Genomic DNA, 23,007 nt, shown 5'->3' on the forward strand with positions numbered 1-23,007 from the left:
GCGAGGAGCGATGCAACCCGCCCGCGCGTTTCCCCTCCGTTTCCCCGGCCCGGCGACCCGGCCGGTCCGCGATCACTAACGGAAACGAAACAGCCGATCAGGCAGCATCACGGGCGGAACAGGTGCGGAAGGGGAACACATGCGGGTGCTGGTGGTGGAGGACGAGCGGCTCCTCGCCGACGCGATCGCCGAGTGGCTGCGCGACGGCGCGCACGCCGTCGATCTCGCCTACGACGGCGCGTCGGCCCTGGAGCGCGTCGGCGTCAACGACTACGACGTGGTCGTCCTGGACCGCGATCTCCCGCTCGTGCACGGCGACGACGTGTGCCGCGCGATCGTGGCCGGCGAGAGCGCGGCGCGGGTCCTGATGCTGACCGCCGCCGCGGAGATCACCGACCGGGTCGACGGCCTCGGGCTCGGCGCGGACGACTACCTCACCAAGCCGTTCGCGTTCCCCGAGCTCGCCGCCCGGGTCCGCGCCCTCGCCCGGCGGTGCCGTCCGGCCGCGCCGCCGACCCTGCGCCGTGCGGGCATCACCCTCGACCCGGCGCGCCGCGAGGTGTTCCGGGACGGCCGCTATGTCCCGCTCGCGAAGAAGGAGTTCGCCGTCCTCACCGAGCTGCTGCTCGCGGACGGCGCCGTCGTCTCCGCCGAGCGGCTGCTGGAGAAGGCGTGGGACGAGCACGCCGACCCGTTCACCGGGGCCGTGCGGCTCACCGTCCTGAAGCTGCGCCGCAAGCTCGCCGACCCGCCCGTCGTCGAGACCGTCAAGGGAGCGGGGTACCGGATCGCATGAGGCTGTCGCTGCGCGCCCGCCTGACCCTCACCTACGGCGGCCTGTTCCTCGTCGCCGGGGTGGTGCTCCTCGGCGTCACCTACGCGCTGTTCAACCAGGACCTGTCCCGGTCGGGCACGAAGATCCTCACCACCCGCATGAGCCAGCTCCCGCCGGGCGATCCCACCGCCGCGCCCACGCAGACGCCGCAGGGCCGCGTCTTCGGCGACGACCCGGCGCTGATGGGCGAGGCGGAGCGGCTGGCGCGCAAGCAGCGCGAGGAGCTGCACGACGCGGCCGTCACCTCCCTGATCACGCAGGGGTCGATCGCGCTCGGCGTCGTCGGCGGGGCCGCGGCCGGGTTCGGCTGGCTGATCGCCGGGCGGGTCCTCGCCCCGCTGCACCGCGTCACCGAGACCGCCCGCCGCATCGCCGGGTCGCCCGCCGCCGACCGCGTCCTGCACGAGCGCATCGCCCTCGAAGGCCCGCGCGACGAGGTCAAGGAGCTCGCCGACACCTTCGACACGATGGTCGAGCGGCTCGACCGGTCCTTCGACGGGCAGCGCCGGTTCGTCGCGAACGCCTCCCACGAGCTGCGCACCCCGCTCACGCTGGGCCGCGCGCTGGTCGAGGTGGCGATGCACCGCGAGTCGGCGTCCCCCGACGTCCTCCAGCTCGGCGAGACCCTGCTCCAGATCAACTCGCGGCACGAACGCCTCATCACCGGCCTTCTGCTGCTCGCCCGCTCCGAGAACGAGATCACCGCCCGCGCGCCCGTGGACCTCGCGGACATCGTGGGGCACGTGACGTCCCAGACCGCACGCGAGGCCAAGGACGCGGACATCACCGTCGAGACGGACGCCGCCGAGGCCGTCACGACCGGTGACGCCCTGCTCCTCGAACGCGTGGTGCAGAACCTCCTGGAGAACGGCCTGCGCCACAACACCGCCGAGTCCGGCTGGGTCAAGGTGGCGTGCCGTACGCGCGCCGGCCACGCCGTCCTGGAGGTGTCGAACTCCGGGCCCATCGTCCCGCCCTACGAGATCCCGGCCCTGTTCGAGCCGTTCCGCCGCCTCGACAACGACCGCATCGTCACCGCGAAGGGCGCGGGGCTCGGCCTGTCGATCGTCCAGTCGATCGTCCGCGCGCACGGCGGCACGGTCACCGCGACCTCCCGCGAATCAGGCGGCCTCCACATCACGGTCACCCTTCCCTAACCCTCGATTCCCTAATAAGGGCATAGAGCTTTGTTATGACCTGCTGGCATTACCGAAATTCGGTGACGAATGAGACTTTTACTGCGTTCCCTTTGCCTCTCACGCGGGGTTCCCAGCCCGGAGTTCCCCCGGCACCGGTAGGGACCGCTCGATGCGCAGCATCCCCGTAGCGGCAGTGCACCGCTCCAGCCAGGGGATGACGGCGCACTCGCCCGCGTGAGGGCTGCATGGCATTGCCGGGAGAAAAGGCGGAAGCCAATGACAACGCGTACCCGTCCCGCCCGGGCGCGCAGGCGATTCGCGGTCGGCGCCGCGAGCGTGGCAGCAGCCACGCTCGCGATGTCGGGCAGCGTCGCCTCGGCAGGAGAACTGCAGATCACGCAGTTGGTCCAGGAGCAGAACCAGTGGTGCTGGGCCGCCAGCGGCCTGACGATCGCCAAGTTCCACGGGAAGGGCAACGTCAGCCAGAACGAGTTCTGCAACATGGCACGGAACCGGCAGGCGGGCACCCAGTGCCCGAACCAGCCCGGCTACCTGCAGTGGGACCAGACGGCCTTCCAGAAGCTCGGGCTCTCGCCCGGCACCGTCACCGGCCCGCTGTCCTACCAGGCCGTGGTGACCGAGATCGACGCGAAGCGTCCGATCGAGACCGGCATCTACTGGACCGCCGGTGGCGGCCACGCCCAGGTGATCTACGGCTACAACGGCCAGACGCTCTCCTACGGCGACCCGTGGCCCTCCAGCCCCCGGTACGGGCAGATGAGCCACAGCAGCTACCGAAGCAACGGCCAGTTCCGCTGGGGCGAGGCCCTCTCGCAGGTTGGAGCCTGACATGCGCATTTCTGCAAAGGTCACGGCCGCGACCCTGATCGGCGGCACCGTCCTGCTGGGCGGGAACGCGGCAATGGCCGCGGGCCCGCCGTCGCCCGACGAGACCGCGGCGGCGAAGGTCGCCGAGTCCCAGGCCACGAAGCAGTGGCTCGGGCGGTTCTTCGTCAACCTCGACCAGCACCAGAGCGGCAAGTCGACGACGCAGAGCGTTTCCCCTGCGGCGGCAGCGGCGAAGGCACCGCAGCTCCAGGGCGACGTCCAGCGCGTCTACTCGCTGAACCCGGCGTTCGTGAAGGGCACGGCGAACGCCCCCGTCGCGACGTTCGTCTACATGGCGGTCGGCGCGAAGTCGGCGTCCGGGCAGCAGGCCACGGTGTGGCTGACGAAGTCCGGTAACGGCTGGGTCGCCTCGAACGTCATCTCCGGGACCGACGAGGCAGCCTTCCCGGCGATGGCCGACGGCGGCACGGTGTTCACCGAGCCGCAGATCCGCGCCTGGTACCGGCTGAAGGACGGCCGCGTGACGGGCCTCAACGACGCGGCGAAGACGTCCGTCGGGCAGGGCGTCACGGTCGGGTCGTACCAGAAGCTCGTCAACCTCCGGTACGGAGACAAGCTCCCCGGCTCCGAGTACCAGCGGTCCGGCAAGCTGGGCGGATACTCGCCCACCACCGGCGTCAGTGACCGGGCGCCGGACCGGGGCCCGGCGCCCGCGCTGATGGCGCTCGGCGCCGGCGGCGCGGTGCTCGCCGCCGCCGGCGTCGCCGTCGCGCGGCGCCGCCGCGGCAGCTACTAGCCGCCCGCCCGCGGGTTCCGGGAACCGCCCCCCTTTCCGGAACCCGCCTCCCGTCCCGCGGCGACCGGTCCGGCTCGGACCGGTCCCGCGGTGACCGGGAGCCCGGGGTGCGCCTCGGGATGGTCGTCCCACCAGTCACGGAAAACGGGTTGAGCCCGGACGAGGTCCAGGTAGATGTCACTGAACACGACGCGCAGGCGTTCCGCCGCCTTCTCGGCCTCGGGACGCCACACCAGCACGACGCGCTGCACGATCGGGTCGCCGGTGATGCGCCGGAACACGACCCCGTCGCGCGCGCTCGCGGACGGCTGGTACAGCCCGATGGCGCGTCCCGACCGGATCAGGGAGGAGGAGATCTGCCAATCGCTCGACCAGAACCGCACGCGCGGCTGGAACCCGGCACCGGCGCACACCCCGCGGACGTAGGCGGGCCACGGCCCGTCGTCCAACGGGTCGTCGAGCCAGTCCTGGTCGGCGAGATCGGCCAGGTCGACGGTGTCGCACGCGGCCAGCGGGCTGGACGACGACACCCCGACGAGGATGGGCTCGCGGTCCACGATGACGAGGCGTTCGAGCTCGTCGCGCGCGTCGCGCGGCCGTGGGACGTGGTCGACCGGTTCCTGGAACAGGCCGACGTCGAGCGCGCCGGAGGCGAGGAGCGCCGGGATGCGCCCCCCGCCCTGGTCGACGCGCAGCTGCAGCCGTGACACCGGCGACAGCGCGCCGAGATGGTCGCTCAGCCGGGTCAGCGCCGGGCACGCCTGCACGCCGAGGCGCAGCAGCGGCATCGCCGACGGGTCGCGGATGCGGTGCGCGAGCGCGGCGTTCAGGTCGTCGATGCTGGCCAGCGCGGCGCGGGCGCGGGTGGCGACCTCCGCCCCGACCGGGGTCGGCGTGACGCCCTCCGGCGACCGGACGAACAGCTGCACGCCCAGATGGCTCTCGACGCGGCGCAGCATCGTGCTGACGGCGGGCTGGGTGAGGCCGAGCCGGGCCGCGGCCTTGCTGATGCTGCCGGTCGCGGCGATCGCTTCGATCATTCTGAGATGGTGGGGGCCGAGGTCCACGAAAGCACTCCTGACCGTCATCGCCCCGTTGCCATGATCTTGCCGCATGGTAACCCCGGGATCGGTCCCGGAAGAATGGAAATGCGTGCCAACCGAATCCGGCGTCCGCGCGTCTAGTGGCCCCGCGCGGCCCGCCTGCGCTCCAGTTCCCGCAGCTCACGGGGGCTGACACCGAACCGCTGCCGGAAGGCGTGGCTGAGCGCGCTCGCCGAGGAGAACCCGGTCGCGTGCGCCAGGTCGGTGATGGTGTGCCGGTCGAACGGGTCGCGCAGCCGGTCCCGGACGAGCCGGAGCCGCTCCTCGCGGATCAGCTCGCGCGGGGTCGTCCCGGCGCGCTGCAGCGCGAGCTGGATCTGCCGCAGCGACCAGCCGAGGACCTTCGCCATCGCGGCGCCGGTGAGGCCCGGGTCGGTGGCGTGCTCGCGGACGTGCCGCCGCACGACCGCCTCCACCTCGGCGAGATGGCCGGGCGCGGGCGGCCGGTCCCGCTCGGCGCCGGCGAAGTCGGCGACGACGATGCACAGCAGCTCGGTGATCCGGTCGCAGGCGGCGTCGAACTCCCGCGCGGTGAGCGTCCCGCGCTCCTCGCCGACCGCCCGGACCATGTCGGCGACGACGCGGCCGAGCCCGGTGGACAGGTCGAGGTCGGCGGCGAGCGGCGCGCCCGGTGCGGGCGCGCGGGTCAGCCGCCGGTCGACCTCGTGCGCGGGGATCGTCAGCACGAGGGCGCGGGCCGGCCGGTGCGGGACGAGCCGGACCTGCGCGGTCAGCGAGACGAGCCCGCCCGTCCCGGGCCGCAGCCGCGCTTCGGAACCGTCGCGGAGCAGCAGCATCTCGCCGTGCAGCGGCAGCAGGAAGCGGTAGTCGCCGTCGGGGGTGTTCCGTGGGGTGCCGTCCGCCGGGCCGTGGCCGCCGCGTGCGCGGGCGGTCGTCTGGACGTGGTCGGCGCGGTCCGACCGGTAGAGGACGAGCCGGTAGGCGGCACTGCTCTGGCGGACGGCTCCGCCGAGGAAGTCGTCCACCGCAGGCTCCTCCGCCGATCCGTCCAGCGCTGGTGATCGTAACGGATCACCCGGCCTCTTATCAGGCGAATCCTGCGGAAGGTGACGCGGTTCGGACGGCGCGTGATCATGAGGATGCGTCCGGCGGCAAGTTTCCTTGCGCGCATGCACAAGCGCGCACGTGCATTTCCGCCTTACGGTGCCGAAACCGCGGCGTATCGGCACCCGCCCGGACCCCACCCCACCGGCCATTGAGGCGGCATGCCGGTCCGCCTCGCCCGAAAGTGTGCACTGAGGATCTGATGCAGACATTCCTCTTGGCGATGGCGTTCGTCATCGTGGCCGGCGCGGGTGTCGCCGCCGCGATGCTGCTGGTCCGCGCGCGGCGCGAGGCCGCCGTGCTCCGCACGCAGGCCGCCGCGCTGGCCCGCGGCGTCGACCTGCGCGAGCTGGAGCTGCGGCACCTGGTGGACGTCCGGCTGCCGGAGCTGATGGAGTCGCTGACGAACCCGGGCATGGACGTCGCGGGCCCCCTGTGCGACCTGTCGCGCGAGGCCCCCGCCTTCGAGAAGGCCCTGCAGACCGTGATGGAGCTGTTCGCCGGGGCCGCGGAGGGCGTCCGCGAGCGCTCCGACCAGGCCGCGAAGGCGACGCTGCGCGCGATGATGCGCACGGTGCAGAGCCTCGCGAACGAGCAGCAGCTCGCGATCTCCACCATGCAGGAGCGCCACGACGACCCGGACGTGCTGGAGGGCCTGCTCCGCATCGACCACATGAACGCGCAGCTCGGGCGGCGCGCGCAGGCCACGGCGGTGCTGTGCGGGTCGTGGCCGGGGCAGCAGCGGTCGGCGTCCTCGCTGAGCGACGTGGTCCGCGGCGCGACCTCCCGCATCCGCGACTACCTGCGCATCAACCTGGAGGGGACGATCGGCGGCGCGGTGACGAGCCGGGCGGTGGAGCCGGTCGTGCTGACGCTGGCGGAGCTGCTCGACAACGCGGCGCGGCACTCGCGTCCCGACACGACCGTCGAGGTCAACTTCCGGTCCACGCACAACGGCGTCGCGATCATGATCGACGACGCGGGCGTGGCGATGGACGCCGAGGAGCTGCAGCGCGCGGCGGAGCTGCTGTCCGGCGAGACGTCGGTGGACGTGCACCGGCTCGGCGACCCGCCGCAGATCGGGTTCGCGGTGGCGGGCGTCCTCGCCGCCCGCTACGGGTTCCGCGTTTCGGTCGACTCCCGCTCCCCCTACGGCGGCGTCCGGGCCGTGGTGTTCGTGCCGAGCGCGCTGCTGACCACCGTCCCGGCCGAGAAGCGTCCCGAACCGGCGGCCGAGCCGCCACGCCTGCCTGCCGCCACGGGGCCCGAGCCGAGCCCCGCCGCGGTGGACGGCGCGTCCACCGCGAGCGGCCTGCCGAAACGCAGCCGCGTGTCGTCCGCCAGACGTCCCGGTGCCGGCAAGAGCGAGGGGACCGGCGCGGCGCCGGACGGCGGAGCGGAACCGTCCGCCAGGCCGGCGCGGGAGACCGCCGCGGGCCTCGGCGCCTGGCAGCGCGGCACCCGGTCCGGCCGTGCCTCGACACCGCCCGACGTCCACGATCCACCCGGCGCGGACCCCGGAACCGCCGGCGGCGACGGCTCTGGCGCCGGCGATAGGGACCCCGCCACCGACGACGGGGACGAGCGGTCATGACTAAGGGGCGGAAGATCGCGATGGACGACGGTACGAACCGGCTCGGCTGGATGCTCGACGACGCGCTGCGGATGCCGGAGACGCGCTACGCGATCCTGCTGTCGGCCGACGGCCTGCTCATGGCGCACTCCGAGCGGATCGGCAGGGACGACGCCGAGCGGCAGGCCGCGGGCATGTCCGGGCTGCAGTCGCTCGCCCGCGCGACCGCCGAGTTCTGCGGCGACCCGGGCACCACCTGGCGGCAGACGGTGAACGAGTTCGACGACGGGTACGTGTTCCTCGTCGCCGCCGGTCCCGGCGCGTACCTCGCGGTGTCGGCGACGCAGCACGTCGACATGGAGGCGGTGTCGTTCCGGCTCCAGGAGCTGGTGCAGCGGCTGGGCAAGGAGATGACCAGCCCGCCGCGTCCGGGCGCGGACGCTCCCGCATGACGGCCCGCCGGAACGAGCGGGCGCTGGTGCGCCCGCACGTCGTCACCGGCGGGCGCGCGCGGCCCTCGCGGAACGTGTTCGACGTCGTGACGATCGTCCTCGCCACCGGCGACCCGCCGCGAGCGGGGCTCACGCCCGAACAGATCCAGATCGTGGAGCTCTGCTTAGGCGGCGCCCTGTCGGTCGCGGAGATCTCCGGGCATCTCGGCCTGCCCGTCGGGATCACCAGGGTCCTGCTGTCCGACCTCGTCGACAGCGGGCATCTCACCACCCGGGCCGGCGCATCCGCCGCCCCGACACCCAAGGTCCGGCTCCTTCAGGAGGTGCTCGATGGACTCCGCGCTCGCCTCTGAGCCACCGCCCTATCTGCCCGACACCGTCCGGACGTCGGTCAAGATCCTCATCGTGGGGCATTTCGCGGTCGGCAAGACGACCTATATCGGGACGCTGTCGGAGATCCGCCCGCTGCGCACCGAGGAGCGGATGACGCAGGCCGGTGCCGCCGTCGACGACCTCGCCGGGATCAAGGACAAGACGACCACCACGGTCGCGATGGACTTCGGCCGCCTCACGCTGACCGAGGACATCGTCCTGTACCTGTTCGGGACGCCGGGCCAGGAACGTTTCAGCCGGCTCTGGGACGACCTGGCGCGCGGCGCGCTCGGCGCGCTGATCCTCGTCGACACGAGCCGCCTCGACCAGTCGTTCGCGGTCATGGACCTCGTGGAGAAGCAGGGCCTGCCGTACGCGGTGGCGGTCAACCACTTCGACGGCTCGCCCGCCTTCCCGGTGGAGGAGGTCCGCGAGGCCCTGGACCTCGCGCCCGGCACCCCGCTCGTCAGCTGCGACGCCCGCGACCGCCGCTCGTCCACCGAGGCGCTGATCTCGCTCGTCGACCACCTTCTCACCCTCGACACGGAGCAGCCGTGACCACCGCACCGCAACACGAGCGCACCGGCACGGAACCGGAGCGGTTCCCGATGTACGGGCCCGAGTTCACCAGCGCGCCCGACCGCGTGTACGACCGGATGCGCGCGCAGGGCGACCTCGTGCCGGTCGAGCTGGTGCCGGGCGTCCCGGCGACGCTGGTGCTCGGCTACGACGCGGCGCTGGAGATCCTCCGCGACCCGGACCGGTTCCCGCGCTGCAGCGAGGTGTGGGAGGCGGAGGTCGGGCCGGAGTGCCCGGTGCTGCCGATGCTGCAGGCCCGGCCGAACGCGCTGTTCACCAACGGCACCGTGCACGCCCGGTTCCGGTCGGTGATCGTCGACAGCCTCGCCCGCGTCCACCCGGCCGCGCTGCGCCGGTACTCCGAGGACGCCGCGGACAACCTCATCGACGCGTTCGCGGGGGACGGCAAGGCCGACCTCATCGCCCAGTACACCCGCCCGATACCGCTGCTGGTGTTCAGGGAGCTGTTCGGCTGCCCCGAGGAGATCGCCGAACGGCTCGAACAGGGCATGACCGGCATGCTGGAGGGCGTCGGCGATCCGGCGCAGTCGCTCGTCATGCTCGAACAGGCCGCCCGTGACCTGGTGGCGCTGAAGCGCGTGAAGCCGGGCGCGGACGTGGCGTCCTGGATGCTGCGGCACCCCGCCGGTCTGGACGAGACGGAGGTGACGAACCAGGTCGGGCTGCTGCTCGCGTCCGGTACCGAGCCGGAGAACTCGCTGATCGCCAACGGCATCCGGCTGCTGCTGTCGGACGACCGGTTCGGCGGCGACCTGTCCGGCGGCAGCCTGCCCGTCGAGGACGCGCTGGACGAGATCCTCTGGACCGACCCGCCGATCTCCAACTACGGCCCGACTTTCCCGCGCCGGGACGTCAACTTCCACGGGGTCAAGCTGCCCGCACACCAGCCGGTGATCATCAGCTACACGGCGGCGAACACCGACCCGTCGCGGTCGTCGGCGAACCGGAAGGGCAACCGGGCGCATCTGGCGTTCGCGGGCGGGCCGCACACCTGCCCGGCGAAGAACCACGCCCGGCTGATCGCGTCGGTGGCGATCGAGAAGCTTCTCGACCGCCTCCCGGAGGTGGAGCTCGCCGTCGCGCCCGAGGATCTGGAGTGGCGGCCGGGCGCGTTCCACCGCGGCCTGACCGCCCTCCCCGTCACCTTCCCGCCGGCCCCCGGCCGTCCGTAGCGGACGTACCGCCACCGTCGGCCGCGGCGCGCAGGGCGCCGACGACTGCGGTGAGCTGCGTGATCAGGCCCGCCACGCTGGTCTGGTCGGCGCCGTTGACGGTGACGGTGCGCAGCTCGTCCGGCTTGGGCAGCTGCGCCATGATGTCCGGCAGCGAGGCGATCAGCCGGGTCTGCACGGCGGCGGGCGTCCGGTCGTTCTCGATCGCGGCGCGGGCGCCCTCCCGCTCCAGGTCCAGCAGCGCCTGCTCGTGCCGGGACCTGGCGTGCATCTCCGCGATCGCGTGCTCGCCCTCCGCGCGGAGCCGGGCTAGCTCATGGTCGCGTTCGGCGCGGAGCCGTGCCGTCTCGGCCTCCTCCTCGTGCCGCTCCCGCTCCAGCGGCAGCGCGTGCCGCATCGTCTCGGTCTGCAGCTCGACGACCGCGCGGGCGTCGTCGTGCTCCCGCCTGGTACGGCGCAGCTTCTCGGCCGCCTCGGTGTCGAACAGCTGCGACTCGTTGCGGGCGCGCAGCTCCGCCAGCTCCCGCTCGTGCTCCAGCCGCTGCGTCTCCTTCACCCGCGCGGCCGCCATCTCGCGCTGCCCGACGGCTTCCTCGGCCTCCAGCTCCGCCAGCCGCGCGATCTGCCCCTGCTCGGCCCGGTACGGCTTCTGCAGGTTCTCCCAGAGCCGGGACGAGCTGACCACGGCCTCCTTGATCTGCACCGTGACGATCCGGAGCCCGAGCCCCTGGTCGCCGCCGTCCTCGCCTTCGGCGACGGCGCGGAGCCGGGCGGTCAGCTCCTCGATGATGGGCTGCTTGTCGCTGAGGACGTCCCGCACCCCCATCGTGGACACCTTGTCCTTGATCGCGGCCTCCGCCTGCTCGCGGAGCTGCAGGTTGACCAGGCGCATCGGGTCGTCGGCGTCGCCGAAGTCGAGCTTGCGGTAGGCGATCCCGAAGTCCTGGATGATCCACTGGACGTAGCCCTGGACGAGCACGCCCTGCAGCTCCCGGCAGATGCAGTACGCGTTGATCAGGATCGTCTGCGTCGCGCCCGGCACCACGAGGAACGAGTCGGTGGACGGGTTGAACCGGAACGACACCCCGAGCCCGATGTGCAGCGGCTCGGCCCGCCCGCGCCGGGTGTGCACGACGAACGCGTTCGGCGGGACGAGCACGTTCTTCCACCGCCAGAAGCCGCTGATCCGCACGTCCACGGGGCCGGGGCTCGACCCGTCGCCCGCGGGCGCGCCGCCGAGGGCCTGCTTCCGCTTGGCGATCGGCCCGGGCGGCGGCGGGGCGATGCCCGTCGGCGCGGGCGCCGGCGCGCGCCTGGACCGCAGATCGTCCTCCAGCACCGCCTGCTCCGCGACGACCTTCTCCAGATACGTGTTGCCCCGGCCCGAACCGCTCATCTCGCTCCCTACACCCTGATCGGTTGGCGGTACCTTATTGCCGCCTGAACCTTCCGGACGGGTTTATGCGTATCTCCGACCGTGACGGCACGTGTGCGGCACGCGCCCCCGGCGGACAGGCCGATGCTCGCGATCGGCGCCGCCGCGATCGCGCTGGTCGTCCTCGCATTGGCGGTGCGGCTCGGCGGAGCGTTCAGCCCCGAGGCGGCGCCGGGACTGTCGCAGGCCGGGGCGCTGACGAAGACGGGGCTGTCGGTCGCGAAGCTCGGCATGAACGTCGCGGCGGTGCTCACGGTCGGGTGGCTGCTGGTCGCGGCGGTGTTCGTCCGTCCGCCCTCCCCAACGGCGGGCCGCTGCCTGCGCGCCGTGTCGCTGACCGCGCTGGCATGGGCGCTGTGCACGCTGGCGCTGATCGTGTTCTCCGTCCTGGATCTGTTCGGGACGGGTGTCACGGGCGTCACCGCCGACATGATGCGGACATTCCTCATCGAACTCCCACAGGGCCGGGCGCTGCTGCTCGTCCTCGCGATCGCGGTCGCGCTCGCGGTGGCGGCGAGCCTGCCGCACGCCGGGAACGCCGCGGGACACCTGCTGGCGGGCGCGCTGGCGGGTCTGCTCCCGCCGCTGTTCACCGGGCACGCGGCGGACGCCTCGAACCACGCGCTCGCCGTCCACAGCCTGGCCGCGCACGTCATCGGCGTCTCGCTCTGGATCGGCGGCCTCGTCGCCCTGATCACGATCGCGCCGGACGTCCCCGGCAGGCTCCCGGAGGTCGTCGGCCGCTACAGCGGGCTGGCGCTGGCGTCGTTCGCCGTCGTCGGGCTGAGCGGCGTGGTGAACGCGTGGGTGCGGCTCGGCGGCGTCGACCTCGGGTCGCGGTACGGGGCACTGGTCATGGCGAAGATCGCGGCACTCACCGCCCTGGGCGCGATCGGATGGTGGCACCGCCGCACCACCATCCCGGCCCTGCGCGACGGACGCGGAACGCGGACCTTCATCCGGCTCGGCGCCATCGAGGTCCTCATCATGGTGGCGGCGATGGCGCTCGCGACCGGCCTGTCCCGCACACCGCCGCCCGAGAACCCGCCCGGCACGCTCGACGTCGTGACACTGCGCCTCGGCTTCCCGCTGCCCGGCCCCGCCGGTCTCGGCCCCTACCTGCTCGACTGGTGGATCGACCCGCTGTTCCTCGCGCTTGTCGCGACGGCCGCCGTCCTGTACGGGCTGGGCGTCTCGCGCGTACAAGCATGGCCGTGGCGACGCACCGCGTCATGGGCCGCCGGGCTGCTGGTCGTGCTGCTCGCCACGTGCAGCGGCATCTCCCGCTACAGCATGGTCCTGTTCAGCGCCTACGCGGTGCAGCACATCCTCATCGGATTGGTCGCCCCGATACTCCTCCTCTACGGCGCGCCACTACGCCTAGCGCAGCGGGCCATGCGGGGAGGCGCTGAATCGCTTACCGCCGCGGCGCACAGCCGCGGGCTGCGGGCGCTGGCGCATCCGGCCATCGCGTCCGCGCTTCTCCTGCTCAGCCTCTACGCGTGGTACGTGTCGCCGCTGTTCGGGGCGTCCCTCTCCAACCATGCGTTGCACTCCCCCGCGTTGCTCTGCTTCCTGATCATCGGAGCGGCCTACTTCCACGGGACGGCCGGGACGCTCATCCCCGTCGCCGTCCTGCCGCTGCACGTGGTCGCGGGCGTGGCGCTCATGCGGGACGGCACCGTCCACGGAAACTGGTACGAGGATCTCGGCAGGCGATGGGGCGCGTCACCCCTGGACGACCAGCACCACGGCGCGCTGATGCCCTGGACGGCCGCGACGGCGATCACTCTCGCGGCCGCGCTGCGAGGTCACTGGCGGGGGCGGCGGTCCACGACGCGGCTGAGCGCCTCCACGACGGTCGGGTCGTACTCGGCGGCGGAGTCGAGCCTGAGCCGCTCCAGCACGGCGGCGCCGCGGTCGCGGTCGGCGGAGTCGCCGACGAGGTCGTCGTAGGCGTTGGCGACCTTGATGATGCGGCCGGCGAGCGGCGGCGGGGCGGGCCGGTCGGCGGTGGCGGAGTCGCCGGACGGGTCGTCGGCGAGGGGCTCGCGCCCGGTCCGGTACGGGTGGGACGACAGCTGGACGATGTGCGCCACCCGGTCCAGTACCCCGGTCTGCTTGATCACCTCGGCGCCGAGCTCGGCGATGCGGCGCTGCTCGGCCGGGGACGCCAGCACGGTCGCGCCGCCGGGGATCGGGTCGCCGAGCGAGAGCTGCCCGATGTCGTGCATCAGCGCCGCGTACTCCAGTTCGAGGAGCTCCTCCTCGGACATGCCGAGCTCGCGGCCCATCGCGACCGCGAGCTGCGACACCCGGTGCGAGTGCCCGGTCTCGACGTAGCCGCCGACCTCGGTGACCCGCGACAGCGCCCGGACGGTCTGCAGGTAGGTGGCGCGGATCCCGGCGTACCGGCGGAACGCGAACTGCGTCACCAGGATCGGCACCGTGAAGATCAGCAGCGCGGCCTCGCCCATCGCGGTCGTCGCGACGGCGATCAGCATGGCGGTGGCGCTGGTCGCGGCGCACAGCGCCATCTTGGCCTCGGCCTCGTCCCGCAGCGCGATGCCGAACCGCGCCCGGACCGCCTCCGCCCGGATCACCGCGGCGATCAGCACGTCGGTGAAGCACGAGGCGATCACCACGACGCTCATGACCGCCAGCACCAGCTGCCAGGGCAGGTCGAACGACAGCACCGGGCGGAAGCACAGCGCGACGACCGTGACGTTGAACAGCCGCCGCGCCATCGCGTCCGGGCGCGGCGACCGGCCGACCGCGATGTGCGGCAGCGACCCGATCAGCATCGCGACCGCGGTGACCGCGACGACCTGCAGCGCCGAGTGTTCGGCCGCGACGACGCCGAGCCGCGCGTCGTCCGGCGCGCCCGCGGGGCCGACGCCGACGAGCAGCGCGTACCCCATCGCGCCCGCGGTGGCGATCGGCGCGACCTCCCGGTTGCCGGGCATCACCATGCGGAACAGCTCGCCGAGCGCGATCAGCACCCCGAAGATGATCGCGATGTTGGGCTGCCGGAGCCCGACCGCGGCGACGTGCGCGATGGCGACGACGACGAACAGCCCGGCGGTCGCGATCAGCAGCAGCTGGCCGGAGTCGATCGTCTGCCACGCCGCCCGCTCCCGGGCGCGCCCGTGCCCGCTCATGTGAGCCCGTTCATGGACGTCCGTCACCGCCGTGCTTCGTCGCTCGGCCGGACACCGTCGCCGGCGACCCGGAGCGGCGCGCTCGGGTCGTCGTGGTCCTGCTGGGTGGTCTCGACGACGTCGTCGTCGGGCAGGACGACCGGGTCGGGCGGCACCCAGGGGTCGCGGTCGAGGGCTCGCAGGAACGCCTCGACGATCTCCGGGTCGAAGTGGTCGCCCATGCAGCGGCGCAGTTCCGAGACGGCCTCGTCGACGCTGCGGGCGGGCCGGTAGGAGCGGGTGGAGGTCATCGAGTCGAACGCGTCGGCGACGGCGATGACCCGGGCGAACTCGGGGATCTCGTCCCCGGCGAGGCCCATCGGGTAGCCGCGGCCGTTCATCTTCTCGTGGTGGTGCATGATGCCGGCGAGCGCCTCGTCCAGGAACCCGATCTCGCGGACGATCTCCAGCCCGCGCATCGGGTGCAGCTGGATCGCGGCGAACTCCTCCTCGGTCATCGGCCCGTTCTTCTGCAGCACCTTCGTCGGGACGCCGAGCTTGCCGACGTCGTGCAGCATCCCGGCGTAGCGGATCGCCTCGACCCGGTCGGGGCGCATCCCGATCTCCTGCGCGATCATCACGGAGCCGCGGGAGACGCGCTCGGAGTGGCCGCGGGTGTAGTAGTCCTTGGTCTCGACGGCCTGGCACAGCGCGGCGAGCGTGGCGGCGTGCGCCTGCTGCTGCACGTACGCCTGGTCCATCGCCCACCGGGCGATGAGCAGCGGCAGCAGGACGAGGACGGCGGCGAACGGCCCGACCCGCGGCCACAGCCCGGCGATCAAGAGGCCGACCATCCCGTAGCCGAGGCAGCCGACGGCGAGCCGGCCGCTCTCGTGCAGCAGCTCGCGCGGGGTCGCCTGCCGGGCGAGCAGCAGCACCCCGCCCATGAGCGTCAGGTTGACCAGGACGAAGACGACGAGCGCGGCGAGGAACGGGCCGATGACGTTCTCGACCCAGCGGGCCTGCTCGGGATCGAACCGGTCGCCGCCGAGCGCCTCGAAGACCGTCCCGGCGACGAAGCCGCAGAGCGCGAGCTGCCCGCCGTTGAAGAGGCGCTTGACCGGCGCGAAGAACCGCTGGCCCGTGACCACGGCGCAGAACCCGAGGAGCGCGGCGCCGGCCGGGCCGAGCAGCACCACCGAGGCGAGGCTGGCGGCGAAGCTCATCGACACGCGGGCGCGCGCGAGGTTCAGCCGGGCGGGGGCGGAGTCGCAGATGAGGAACAGCAGGGCCAGCACGGCGAGCTGGTCCCACTCGATGTCGGCGAATGACGACGTGGCGATGAGCCCGGCCGCGAGGGCGACCACGCCACAGACGTACGCCCAGGCAGCGAGAGGTAGACCACGCATTGCCGCCCCTCAGGGAGGGAACACGCCTCATCCGGCCTGTCCGCGACGGCGCGCCGCCGTAGGCGGGCCGGGGAGGAGAAGTGTTCGGTGACCAATGGCGGGGCGTCACCGGGCCGGCGCGTGCCTCTCGGCACCCGCGCTACACCCAGGACACACCTTCGGACATCATCAGCGACGACGCCGAGGCGCACCGGCACCGGTCGTGTCCTGCCGGCGTCACGGGCTTGCGCATGGCTCCTTGCCTCCCCCCACGATCCGGGCCGTCCGGCCTCGCGGCCGGTCGCCGGGACCGGGACGGTCCAGGCTTCCGGCCGAGCACATACCCCGAATTCACGGGTATGCACGTGCTCCCGTCGCTGATTTCGGCACAAGCCTAACGTGGACTGCCCAGGCCACACAGGCATGCGAGGAAACGTGAGCAAAGCGTGAACCTATCGTCACCTTAGGTGATCATTTGCCGGACCCGAATGCACGTTTCGTATGCGGACAAAATAGACCGAGACCGGCGCCGCACGTGCATCCGCAATTCCAGCCGAATATGCACTCAGGAAAGGGCGGGAAACGGCAAGACCTGCCAAGGCCCGGCATTCAGCGCGGAGCCGGGGCGTTCCGCTCCCGAGCCCACGCGACCGTCGCGGCGACGCCCTCCCGCAGCCCCACCTGGGGCGTCCAGCCGAGCGCCTCGCCCGTCCGCCGCGGATCGACGGACATCGCGGGCAGGTCGCCGAGGCGGGGCGGCGCGAACTCCGGGTCGTCCGGGGCGCCCGCCGCCTCCGCGACCACGGTGTGCAGCTCGCGGTCGGTGGTCTCGACGCCGGTGCCCACGTTGAGCCGGAGCCCGCCGCCCCGCTCCCCCGCCGCGCGGGCGAACGCGTCGACCACGTCCAGCACGTACACGTAGTCGCGGGTCTGGGTGCCGTCGCCGTACACCTTGGTGGGGCGGCCCGCCAGCAGCGCGTCGGTGAAGATCGAGACGACGCCGGCCTCGCCCTCGGGCGTCTGCCGCGGCCCGTACACGTTCGCGAGCGTCAGCGTCGTGAAGTCGATGCCGTGCAGCTCCCGGTACATCTGCGCGTACACCTCGCCGGACACCTTCGACGCCGCGTACGGGGACGCGGGCCGCAGCTCCGCGTCCGCGGGGACGGGCAGCGCGTCCGGCACCCCGTACACCGCGCAGCTGGAGGTGAACACGACCTTGCGACCGCCCGCCGCCCGCGCCGCCTCCAGGACGTTCGCCGTCCCGACCACGTTCGTCCGCGCGTCGTGCAGCGGGTCGGCGACGCTGGCGCGCACGCTGACCTGGGCGGCGAGATGGCAGATCACCTCGGGCCGCCGCACGGCGGCCTTCTCGACGAGCCCGGGATCGGCGACGTCCAGCTCCCACATCTCCACGCCGGGACGGACGTTCGCGCCTGAGGACAGGTCGTCCACGCCGATGACCTCGTGGCCGTCGGCGACCAGCCGGTCGACGAGATGGGAACCGATGAAACCGGCCGCGCCGGTGACGAGTGCGAGCACCCGCAGCACGATACCGGTGACGCTCAGGCGCTACCGGACGTCTCGGACTTCTCCGCCCCGCTGGACGCCTTGATCTCGCCGCAGATCTCCTCGATGCGGCCGAGCACCTTCTCCCGCAGGTCCGTCGGCGCGGGCTCGCAGCCGCAGGACTTGTTCACCAGCTTCTTGACGGCCTCTTCGAGCCCGTACTCGCGCAGGCACGGGCCGCACTCGTCGAGGTGCTCGCGCACCTCTCCGCAGCCGCCCTGGTCGAGCTCGCCGTCGAGGTAGGTATAGACCCGCGCCAGTACCTCGTCGCAGGGAGTCTCATGGTGGTTGCCACAGCTCATTTGGCAGAACCTCCGCTCGCCCTGGTCAGGCCCCGGTCTTGAGCGTAGTCCTCCAGCATGCCGCGCAACTGCCGCCGGCCGCGGTGCAGCCGGGACATCACCGTGCCGATGGGCGTGCCCATGATCTCGGCGATCTCCTTGTACGCGAAGCCCTCGACGTCGGCGAGGTACACGGCGATGCGGAACTCCTCCGGCAGCTCCTGCAGCGCCCGCTTCACATCGGAGTCGGGCAGGTGCTCCAGCGCCTCCGCCTCGGCGGACTTCAGCCCGCTGGAGGTGTGCGACTCCGCGCGGGCGATCTGCCAGTCCTCGATGTCCTCGGTGGCGGATTGCTGCGGCTGGCGCTGCTTCTTGCGGTAGGAGTTGATGAACGTGTTGGTCAGGATCCGGTACAGCCACGCCTTGAGGTTGGTTCCTTCCTTGAACTGGTGGAAGGAGGCGAACGCCTTGGCGAAGGTCTCCTGGACGAGATCTTCGGCGTCCGCCGGGTTGCGCGTCATGCGCAGCGCGGCCGAATACAGCTGGTCCAAGAACGGGAGCACGTCGCGCTGGAACCGCTCCTGGCGCTGCTCCACGGTCTCCGTGGTGCCCTGTACCTGACCCACCCCCTCGGCTGTGGCGCCCGTGGCCCTGGTCCGGCCGGCGGCGTCGTTCCCCACAGACGATATCGGCCCGCGCGGTCCGCCAACGCGGGCGGGTGCCGGCGCGTCCGCGGGCGACGTCCGCCGCAGATCGGCAACGGCTGTGGTCATCGGTGTGCACCTCCGCTGTACTTGCCTGTGAGACGGTGCAACACCGCAACGTCCCCGCCGATTCCCCGTCAGGAAGTGACGAAACGAGCCCGCTCCCGCGCGCCCCCGTCCTGTACGGAGGGTGATGATCACCCGCAACGGGGAAGACCAGACATATACGGCGAGAACAGGAGCAAGCGGTGCAACCGGTGCTACCGGCGCAACCTTCCCAGCCCACCATCGCCAGCCTGCGTGACGTCTCCGGGGACTCCCTGGCGCGCTACTGGAGGTTCTACTGGGCGGTCGCGTCCGCCCAGCTGGCCAGATGGCTGCCGCGCAGACCCTCCCGGGTGCTGGACGTCTCGGGCGGGCGCTGCGCGGCACAGGCCGCCGCGGCGGGCCACACCGTCCTGGAGGTGCGCGACCCGGGCCGGGCCGACGCCGGGGAGCGTCCGGCCAAGGGCACCGCCATCCCGCTGATCGGCGACACCGGCACGCTCGGCTTCCTCGCCGACGCCTGCATGGACGCCGTGATCGCCGAGAACCGCGTCCTGTCCCGGCATCTCGCCACCGAGTCCACGATCGCCGAGATCGCCCGCGTGCTGCGTCCCGGCGGACGCGTCCTGCTCTGCGTCGACTCCCTCACGCTCGGCATGGCGCTGCTGGCGGAGCGGAACTACTGGGCGCACCTGTCGGACGTCCCGAGCGCCGAGGTCGTCCTCGTCCCCTGGCCGGACGGGACGATCACCCGCTCCTTCTCCGCCAACCAGCTCCGCGAGCTCCTCGCCGACGCGGGCCTGGAGGTCGAGTGGGTCAGGCCGCGGACCGTGCTGTCGCCGTCGATGGTCGAGCACGTCCTGGCGGGCTCCCCCCGCGCCATGGCGCGCCTGGTCCGCACGGAACTGAACGCCCCGAGCCCCGACGAGTCCCTGGGCATCCACCTATTGGCCAGCGCCCGCCGCAGGAGCTAACCGCGCGTGCTCCGGTCGTGTTCGGCCTGGCAGGTTATGCAGCGGGCGGCGTCGGGGCGGGCCTCCAGGCGGCCTTCTGGGACGGGACGGCCGCAGCCGATGCAGCGGCCGTAGGTGCCGGCGCCGATCCGTTCCAGCGCCTCGGCGACGGCGCGGCGGTGGCGTTCGAGGGAGTCCAGGGCGGCCTCCACGCGATCCTGGGCGGTGAGGCCGGCCCCGGCGTCCGCGGGCGAGCTGTCGCGCTCGGGGCTCTCCCCGCGAAGAATGGCGATGGAACGGTCGAGATCTGCGCGCATGGACTCCAGGCGGGAGCGGGCTACGGCGGTGTCCACGATGCTGGGACTCCTCCCGGTGGGGATTCCGGGCGATGCGAGGGTCGGGGGTCCGGCCGCCGCCGGGTCGGCAACGGTCAGAACAAACTGCCGGAATGGTTTTCAGAACTATCCCCAGAAGCCGCCGGTTCTATGAGTTCCGGGCCGTTGTTTCTCACGCTGTTGACGGCCTTCGACACCGGATAGGCCTCCATTGTCCCGGCCATCGCGGGCACCAGCAGGCCGCGGACCTGCTCGGTGTCGGTGAGCGCGGGGTCGAGCCAGGCGTCCCAGCGGTCCGGTTCGACGATCATCGGCATCCGGTCGTGGATGCGGCCGAGGTCGTCCGGCGCGTCGGTGGTGATCACCGTGCACGTCCAGAGCCATTCGTCCTCGGGCGACTTCCACAGTTCGTAGAGCCCGGCCATCGCCATGATGGCGCCGTCGTTGGGACGGATGAAGAACGGCTGCTTCTGCGGCTTCTTCTTCTTGGCCTTCTTCTCGCCGTCGGCCGGATCGGGCGAGCCGCCCTGGTCTTCCAGGGTGTACCACTCGAAGTAGCCGTCGGCGGGCAGCAGGCAGCGGCGCCGCGCGAACGCGCGGCGGAACGACGGCTTCTCGTGCACCGTCTCGAACCGCGCGTTGATCATGCGCGAGCCGATCGACAGGTCCTTCGCCCAGGACGGGACGAGCCCCCAGCGGACCGTCCGCAACTGCCGGACGGCGGCCTCCTCTTCGGGCGCGTCCTTGGGACGTCTGTTGAGGACGGCCGGGACCTGCTTGGTCGGCGCGACGTTGTAATCGGGCTGGATGTCCCCGTCGACGGCGTCGAGCTGGACCTGGAACTCGTCCAGCAGCTCCTGACGCGCGCGGGTGGTGGCATAGCGTCCGCACATGCCTCCCATCCTGCCGCGCTTGAGGAGCGGCGCGCTGGGCATGAAGCGGGTCATGCGACCCTTCACGACTCTGGCCCGCCCGTTCGTGGCGGCCCCTTTCATCATGAACGGCCTGGACGCGGTCCGGGATCCGCGCGAGCGCGCCGAGCGGGTCGGCCCGGTGGTCAAGCCGGTCGCGGACCGGATCGACTGGCTGCCGAAGGACGCCGAGACGCTCGTCCGGATGCAGGGCGCGCTCAGCCTCGGCACCGGCGCGCTGCTGCTGACGGGCCGGTTCCGGCGGCTCACCACGCTGCTGCTCGCGGCCCAGCTGGTGCCCGCGCTGGCGACCGAGCACCGCTACTGGACCGAGGACGACCCCGAGCACCGGGCCAGCGAGCAGTCGCACCTGCTGAAGAACGCCGGGCTGTTCGGGGCGCTGCTGATGGTGGCGTCCGAGCCGCGCCGCTCGCCGCGGACGGCGGAGGCCCGGCGGCAGGTCAGGGAGGCGCAGCTCAAGAGCGCGGCGGAGGCTAAGGCGCTGCGCCGCGAGGCGGCCGTCACGCTGCGGGACGCGCGCCGCGAGGCCGCGCGGCAGGTGCGCGTCGCCCGCGCCGAGGGCGGGCGCAAGGCCGCCAAGCGGACCGCGAAGACGCTCAAGTCGGCGAAGTCCAAGAAGCCGGGCGGCATGCTGAAGAGCGCCGGGGCCGCGTTCCAGATGGGGCGGGCGTCGAAGCCGGGCCGGGCGGCACGGGCCGGGAAGACCGTCAAGGCCGGGACGGCGGCGCAGGCGGCCAGGGCGATGAAGGCCGGGCGGACGGTGAAGACGGGAACGGCCGTCAAGGCGGGCCGCGTCAGGCAGGCGGTCAAACGCTGACGTTCCGGGCGGTTTCCCGAAGAGAACCTTAAAAGAGGCTCAAATCCGTTGAACCGCGGGCGGCAAGGGTCCCGTACTGCCATGTGACGTGACCCGACCACCGTCCTCCAGCCCCCACCCACCACCGATCAATCGACGAGTTTCACTCGGCGCCATCTGACGGAGACGCCCCGGCCATGGCAGTTCCCGGATCGACCGGTCGCCAGACCGGCGGGTTGCGGAGCCTGCTCCGCAGGCCGCGCGACGAGGACATCGTCGCCGAGCTCTATCGCGAGTATCATCGGCCGCTCCTCGCGTTCGTCCTCCGGCTGACCGGCGGTGACCGCCCGTGGGCCGAGGACGTGGTGCAGGAGACCATGATCCGGGCATGGCGCAGCGCGGACCGGCTCGATGACCGCACGTCCTCGCTGATGCCCTGGCTGGCCACGGTCTCCCGGCGTATCGTGATCGACAATCGGCGGCATCGCGAGGTCCGGCCGCCGGAGGTCGGCGACGGCCCCCTGGAGAACCTGCCGATGGCGGACGAGCTGGACGGACTGCTGCGCAAGGTCGTCGTGACGGAGGCGCTGGAGTCGCTCTCCCCCGCGCACCGGCAGGCGCTGACGGAGACGGTGCTGCGCGACCGGACGGTGAACCAGGCCGCCGAGTACCTGGGCATCCCGGTGGGGACGGTCAAGTCCCGCGTCTACTACGCGTTGCGCGCGCTGCGCGTCGCCTTGGAGGAGAGGGGGGTGACCTCATGAGCTCCCAGGTCGAGCACACCGACGTCGGCGCGTACGCGCTTGGCCTTCTCGAAGAGGTCGACCGGCGGGCGTTCGAGGCGCATCTTCAAGGGTGCGCGTCGTGCCAGGCGGAAATGCGGGAGATGTCGGGAACGGCGAGCATCCTCACCGCGCTCGGAGCCGAGCGGCCCGGCGAGGACGAGCCGTCCACGGCCCCCGCGCCCGTGATCGACATGATGCGGCGCAAGCGGCAGGCCGACCGGCGCTCTCGCCGTGCCGTCCTCGCCATCGGCACCGCCGCCGCCGCGGGCGCGCTGGTCGCGGGCGTCGGCGTGGGGACGGTCTTGAACGACGATGGCCCGGCCCCGAAGACACCGCCCGCGCCGCCCATCGCCGGAGAGCAGTTCAAGGGGACGAACCCCAGCACGGGCGCGTCCGGCCTGGTCGCGCTGGTCGACAAGGGCTGGGGGACGCAGGTCAACCTGGAGCTGCGCGGCATCAAGGGCCCGCTGCGGTGCCATCTGGAGGCCGTGTCAAAGGAGGGTGAGCGCAGCGTCGTCGCAGGCTGGCGCGTCCCGGACAAGGGATACGGGGTGCCGGGCCAGCCGAAGCCGCTCGTGATGCAGGGCGGGACGGGCCTCACCCGTCCGGAGATCAGCCGCTTCGAGGTGCGGCTCGACGACGGCGGGACGCTGCTGACCATCCCGCTGTGATCATCGGGATGGCGGTCCCG

At 72.4% G+C, this 23,007-nt stretch carries 23 protein-coding genes and 1 pseudogene; 14 read left to right on the top strand and 10 right to left on the bottom strand.

Translation table 11 applies throughout. The features are described 5' to 3' along the window. Nucleotides 1-139 precede the first annotated feature (139 nt). The 4 genes from ACH34S_RS37185 (at nucleotide 140) to ACH34S_RS37200 (ending at nucleotide 3,619) form a co-directional block, all read left to right on the top strand. The gene (locus tag ACH34S_RS37185) at nucleotides 140-796 is read left to right on the top strand and encodes a response regulator transcription factor (protein ID WP_395957594.1); all 657 of its coding nucleotides are present in this window, start codon (nucleotides 140-142) and stop codon (nucleotides 794-796) included. Next, on the top strand, nucleotides 793-1,992 hold the full coding sequence (locus tag ACH34S_RS37190) for a sensor histidine kinase (protein ID WP_395957595.1): 1,200 nt from the start codon (nucleotides 793-795) through the stop codon (nucleotides 1,990-1,992). Before ACH34S_RS37185 ends, ACH34S_RS37190 begins: the two co-directional genes overlap by 4 nt. A gap of 258 nt (nucleotides 1,993-2,250) precedes the next feature. Further along, on the top strand, nucleotides 2,251-2,823 hold the full coding sequence (locus ACH34S_RS37195; RefSeq protein WP_395957596.1) for a papain-like cysteine protease family protein: 573 nt from the start codon (nucleotides 2,251-2,253) through the stop codon (nucleotides 2,821-2,823). Between the two features lies 1 nt (nucleotide 2,824). After that, nucleotides 2,825-3,619, top strand: a complete 795-nt coding sequence (locus ACH34S_RS37200) for a hypothetical protein (protein WP_395957597.1) — start codon at nucleotides 2,825-2,827, stop codon at nucleotides 3,617-3,619. On the opposite strand, the gene ACH34S_RS37205 is transcribed toward ACH34S_RS37200, so the two are convergent. Both ACH34S_RS37205 and ACH34S_RS37210 read right to left on the bottom strand, forming a co-directional pair. Continuing rightward, nucleotides 3,616-4,659, bottom strand: a complete 1,044-nt coding sequence (locus tag ACH34S_RS37205) for a LysR substrate-binding domain-containing protein (RefSeq protein WP_395957598.1) — start codon at nucleotides 4,657-4,659, stop codon at nucleotides 3,616-3,618. The two genes, ACH34S_RS37200 and ACH34S_RS37205, sit on opposite strands and share 4 nt — an antisense overlap. Before the next feature lie 140 nt (nucleotides 4,660-4,799). Further along, nucleotides 4,800-5,708 (bottom strand): helix-turn-helix domain-containing protein, encoded by a 909-nt coding sequence (locus tag ACH34S_RS37210; RefSeq protein WP_395957599.1) that lies wholly within the window; start codon nucleotides 5,706-5,708, stop codon nucleotides 4,800-4,802. Nucleotides 5,709-5,989: 281 nt separating this feature from the next. Between ACH34S_RS37210 and ACH34S_RS37215 the strand changes: the two genes are divergently transcribed. The 5 genes from ACH34S_RS37215 to ACH34S_RS37235 are packed head-to-tail and all read left to right on the top strand — an operon-like array spanning nucleotide 5,990 to nucleotide 9,956. Continuing rightward, nucleotides 5,990-7,381, top strand: coding sequence for an ATP-binding protein (locus ACH34S_RS37215; RefSeq protein WP_395957600.1), 1,392 nt, complete (start codon nucleotides 5,990-5,992; stop codon nucleotides 7,379-7,381). Beyond that, nucleotides 7,378-7,812 carry a roadblock/LC7 domain-containing protein gene (locus ACH34S_RS37220; RefSeq protein ID WP_395957601.1) on the top strand — a complete coding sequence of 145 codons (435 nt, stop codon included), beginning with the start codon at nucleotides 7,378-7,380 and terminating at the stop codon, nucleotides 7,810-7,812. The genes ACH34S_RS37215 and ACH34S_RS37220 overlap by 4 nt, the downstream gene beginning before the upstream one ends. Beyond that, a complete protein-coding gene (locus ACH34S_RS37225; RefSeq protein ID WP_395957602.1) occupies nucleotides 7,809-8,165 on the top strand; it encodes a DUF742 domain-containing protein in 357 nt (118 codons plus the stop codon). Before ACH34S_RS37220 ends, ACH34S_RS37225 begins: the two co-directional genes overlap by 4 nt. Next, the gene (locus tag ACH34S_RS37230; protein ID WP_395957603.1) at nucleotides 8,143-8,742 is read left to right on the top strand and encodes a GTP-binding protein; all 600 of its coding nucleotides are present in this window, start codon (nucleotides 8,143-8,145) and stop codon (nucleotides 8,740-8,742) included. The genes ACH34S_RS37225 and ACH34S_RS37230 overlap by 23 nt, the downstream gene beginning before the upstream one ends. Further along, on the top strand, nucleotides 8,739-9,956 hold the full coding sequence (locus tag ACH34S_RS37235) for a cytochrome P450 (RefSeq protein WP_395957604.1): 1,218 nt from the start codon (nucleotides 8,739-8,741) through the stop codon (nucleotides 9,954-9,956). The genes ACH34S_RS37230 and ACH34S_RS37235 overlap by 4 nt, the downstream gene beginning before the upstream one ends. Here ACH34S_RS37235 and ACH34S_RS37240 read toward each other — a convergent pair. Then, nucleotides 9,925-11,352, bottom strand: coding sequence for an SPFH domain-containing protein (locus tag ACH34S_RS37240; RefSeq protein ID WP_395957605.1), 1,428 nt, complete (start codon nucleotides 11,350-11,352; stop codon nucleotides 9,925-9,927). The two genes, ACH34S_RS37235 and ACH34S_RS37240, sit on opposite strands and share 32 nt — an antisense overlap. Before the next feature lie 471 nt (nucleotides 11,353-11,823). Here ACH34S_RS37240 and ACH34S_RS37245 point away from each other — a divergent pair. After that, nucleotides 11,824-13,188 (top strand): annotated as a pseudogene (locus tag ACH34S_RS37245) (cytochrome c oxidase assembly protein); the annotation flags it as partial. A 14-nt stretch (nucleotides 13,189-13,202) separates the two neighbouring features. On the opposite strand, the gene ACH34S_RS37250 reads toward ACH34S_RS37245, so the two are convergent. The 5 genes from ACH34S_RS37250 to ACH34S_RS37270 all read right to left on the bottom strand — a co-directional run bounded on the left by ACH34S_RS37250 (nucleotide 13,203) and on the right by ACH34S_RS37270 (nucleotide 18,539). Further along, nucleotides 13,203-14,552: an HD-GYP domain-containing protein gene (locus ACH34S_RS37250; protein WP_395957606.1), complete on the bottom strand. Its 1,350-nt coding sequence runs from the start codon at nucleotides 14,550-14,552 to the stop codon at nucleotides 13,203-13,205. A gap of 23 nt (nucleotides 14,553-14,575) precedes the next feature. Next, nucleotides 14,576-15,940 (bottom strand): HD-GYP domain-containing protein, encoded by a 1,365-nt coding sequence (locus tag ACH34S_RS37255; protein WP_395957607.1) that lies wholly within the window; start codon nucleotides 15,938-15,940, stop codon nucleotides 14,576-14,578. 588 nt (nucleotides 15,941-16,528) lie between these two features. Then, the gene (locus tag ACH34S_RS37260) at nucleotides 16,529-17,458 is read right to left on the bottom strand and encodes an NAD-dependent epimerase/dehydratase family protein (RefSeq protein ID WP_395957608.1); all 930 of its coding nucleotides are present in this window, start codon (nucleotides 17,456-17,458) and stop codon (nucleotides 16,529-16,531) included. Between the two features lie 23 nt (nucleotides 17,459-17,481). Beyond that, the gene (gene rsrA, locus ACH34S_RS37265; protein WP_395957609.1) at nucleotides 17,482-17,787 is read right to left on the bottom strand and encodes a mycothiol system anti-sigma-R factor; all 306 of its coding nucleotides are present in this window, start codon (nucleotides 17,785-17,787) and stop codon (nucleotides 17,482-17,484) included. Then, entirely contained in the window at nucleotides 17,784-18,539 is a 756-nt protein-coding gene (locus ACH34S_RS37270) for a sigma-70 family RNA polymerase sigma factor (RefSeq protein ID WP_395957610.1), read from the bottom strand. The genes rsrA and ACH34S_RS37270 overlap by 4 nt, the downstream gene beginning before the upstream one ends. Nucleotides 18,540-18,718: 179 nt before the next feature. On the opposite strand from ACH34S_RS37270, the gene ACH34S_RS37275 reads away from it, so the two are divergent. Beyond that, nucleotides 18,719-19,489, top strand: a complete 771-nt coding sequence (locus ACH34S_RS37275; RefSeq protein ID WP_395957611.1) for a methyltransferase domain-containing protein — start codon at nucleotides 18,719-18,721, stop codon at nucleotides 19,487-19,489. Here ACH34S_RS37275 and ACH34S_RS37280 read toward each other — a convergent pair. Both ACH34S_RS37280 and ACH34S_RS37285 read right to left on the bottom strand, forming a co-directional pair. After that, nucleotides 19,486-19,821 (bottom strand): TraR/DksA family transcriptional regulator, encoded by a 336-nt coding sequence (locus ACH34S_RS37280; RefSeq protein WP_395957612.1) that lies wholly within the window; start codon nucleotides 19,819-19,821, stop codon nucleotides 19,486-19,488. The genes ACH34S_RS37275 and ACH34S_RS37280 overlap by 4 nt on opposite strands. 77 nt (nucleotides 19,822-19,898) lie before the next feature. Next, nucleotides 19,899-20,750, bottom strand: a complete 852-nt coding sequence (locus tag ACH34S_RS37285; protein WP_395957613.1) for an SOS response-associated peptidase — start codon at nucleotides 20,748-20,750, stop codon at nucleotides 19,899-19,901. Between ACH34S_RS37285 and ACH34S_RS37290 the strand changes: the two genes are divergently transcribed. The 3 genes from ACH34S_RS37290 (at nucleotide 20,749) to ACH34S_RS37300 (ending at nucleotide 22,987) form a co-directional block, all read left to right on the top strand. Then, nucleotides 20,749-21,552 carry a DoxX family membrane protein gene (locus tag ACH34S_RS37290; protein WP_395957614.1) on the top strand — a complete coding sequence of 268 codons (804 nt, stop codon included), beginning with the start codon at nucleotides 20,749-20,751 and terminating at the stop codon, nucleotides 21,550-21,552. The genes ACH34S_RS37285 and ACH34S_RS37290 overlap by 2 nt on opposite strands. A 176-nt stretch (nucleotides 21,553-21,728) precedes the next feature. Continuing rightward, complete coding sequence (locus ACH34S_RS37295) at nucleotides 21,729-22,295, top strand: sigma-70 family RNA polymerase sigma factor (RefSeq protein WP_132175169.1); 567 nt, start codon at nucleotides 21,729-21,731, stop codon at nucleotides 22,293-22,295. Next, nucleotides 22,292-22,987 (top strand): anti-sigma factor family protein, encoded by a 696-nt coding sequence (locus tag ACH34S_RS37300; protein ID WP_395957615.1) that lies wholly within the window; start codon nucleotides 22,292-22,294, stop codon nucleotides 22,985-22,987. Before ACH34S_RS37295 ends, ACH34S_RS37300 begins: the two co-directional genes overlap by 4 nt. Nucleotides 22,988-23,007: the final 20 nt, after the last annotated feature.

This window comes from Actinomadura sp. 3N508 (genome assembly GCF_044326375.1).
In the GTDB taxonomy this organism is placed as follows: Bacteria; Actinomycetota; Actinomycetes; order Streptosporangiales; family Streptosporangiaceae; genus Spirillospora.

Excerpts from the sequence above, each read along its gene's own strand:
- ACH34S_RS37190 (WP_395957595.1), top strand. The coding sequence starts at position 793 with ATGAGGCTGTCGCTGCGCGCCCGCCTGACCCTCACCTACGGCGGCCTG.
- ACH34S_RS37220 (WP_395957601.1), top strand. The coding sequence starts at position 7,378 with ATGACTAAGGGGCGGAAGATCGCGATGGACGACGGTACGAACCGGCTC.
- ACH34S_RS37240 (WP_395957605.1), bottom strand. The coding sequence starts at position 11,352 with ATGAGCGGTTCGGGCCGGGGCAACACGTATCTGGAGAAGGTCGTCGCG.
- ACH34S_RS37295 (WP_132175169.1), top strand. The coding sequence starts at position 21,729 with ATGGCAGTTCCCGGATCGACCGGTCGCCAGACCGGCGGGTTGCGGAGC.
- ACH34S_RS37270 (WP_395957610.1), bottom strand. The coding sequence starts at position 18,539 with ATGACCACAGCCGTTGCCGATCTGCGGCGGACGTCGCCCGCGGACGCG.
- ACH34S_RS37300 (WP_395957615.1), top strand. The coding sequence starts at position 22,292 with ATGAGCTCCCAGGTCGAGCACACCGACGTCGGCGCGTACGCGCTTGGC.
- ACH34S_RS37230 (WP_395957603.1), top strand. The coding sequence starts at position 8,143 with ATGGACTCCGCGCTCGCCTCTGAGCCACCGCCCTATCTGCCCGACACC.
- rsrA (WP_395957609.1), bottom strand. The coding sequence starts at position 17,787 with ATGAGCTGTGGCAACCACCATGAGACTCCCTGCGACGAGGTACTGGCG.
- ACH34S_RS37225 (WP_395957602.1), top strand. The coding sequence starts at position 7,809 with ATGACGGCCCGCCGGAACGAGCGGGCGCTGGTGCGCCCGCACGTCGTC.
- ACH34S_RS37285 (WP_395957613.1), bottom strand. The coding sequence starts at position 20,750 with ATGACCCGCTTCATGCCCAGCGCGCCGCTCCTCAAGCGCGGCAGGATG.
- ACH34S_RS37215 (WP_395957600.1), top strand. The coding sequence starts at position 5,990 with ATGCAGACATTCCTCTTGGCGATGGCGTTCGTCATCGTGGCCGGCGCG.
- ACH34S_RS37200 (WP_395957597.1), top strand. The coding sequence starts at position 2,825 with ATGCGCATTTCTGCAAAGGTCACGGCCGCGACCCTGATCGGCGGCACC.
- ACH34S_RS37290 (WP_395957614.1), top strand. The coding sequence starts at position 20,749 with ATGCGACCCTTCACGACTCTGGCCCGCCCGTTCGTGGCGGCCCCTTTC.
- ACH34S_RS37195 (WP_395957596.1), top strand. The coding sequence starts at position 2,251 with ATGACAACGCGTACCCGTCCCGCCCGGGCGCGCAGGCGATTCGCGGTC.
- ACH34S_RS37250 (WP_395957606.1), bottom strand. The coding sequence starts at position 14,552 with ATGAGCGGGCACGGGCGCGCCCGGGAGCGGGCGGCGTGGCAGACGATC.
- ACH34S_RS37205 (WP_395957598.1), bottom strand. The coding sequence starts at position 4,659 with ATGATCGAAGCGATCGCCGCGACCGGCAGCATCAGCAAGGCCGCGGCC.
- ACH34S_RS37255 (WP_395957607.1), bottom strand. The coding sequence starts at position 15,940 with ATGCGTGGTCTACCTCTCGCTGCCTGGGCGTACGTCTGTGGCGTGGTC.
- ACH34S_RS37185 (WP_395957594.1), top strand. The coding sequence starts at position 140 with ATGCGGGTGCTGGTGGTGGAGGACGAGCGGCTCCTCGCCGACGCGATC.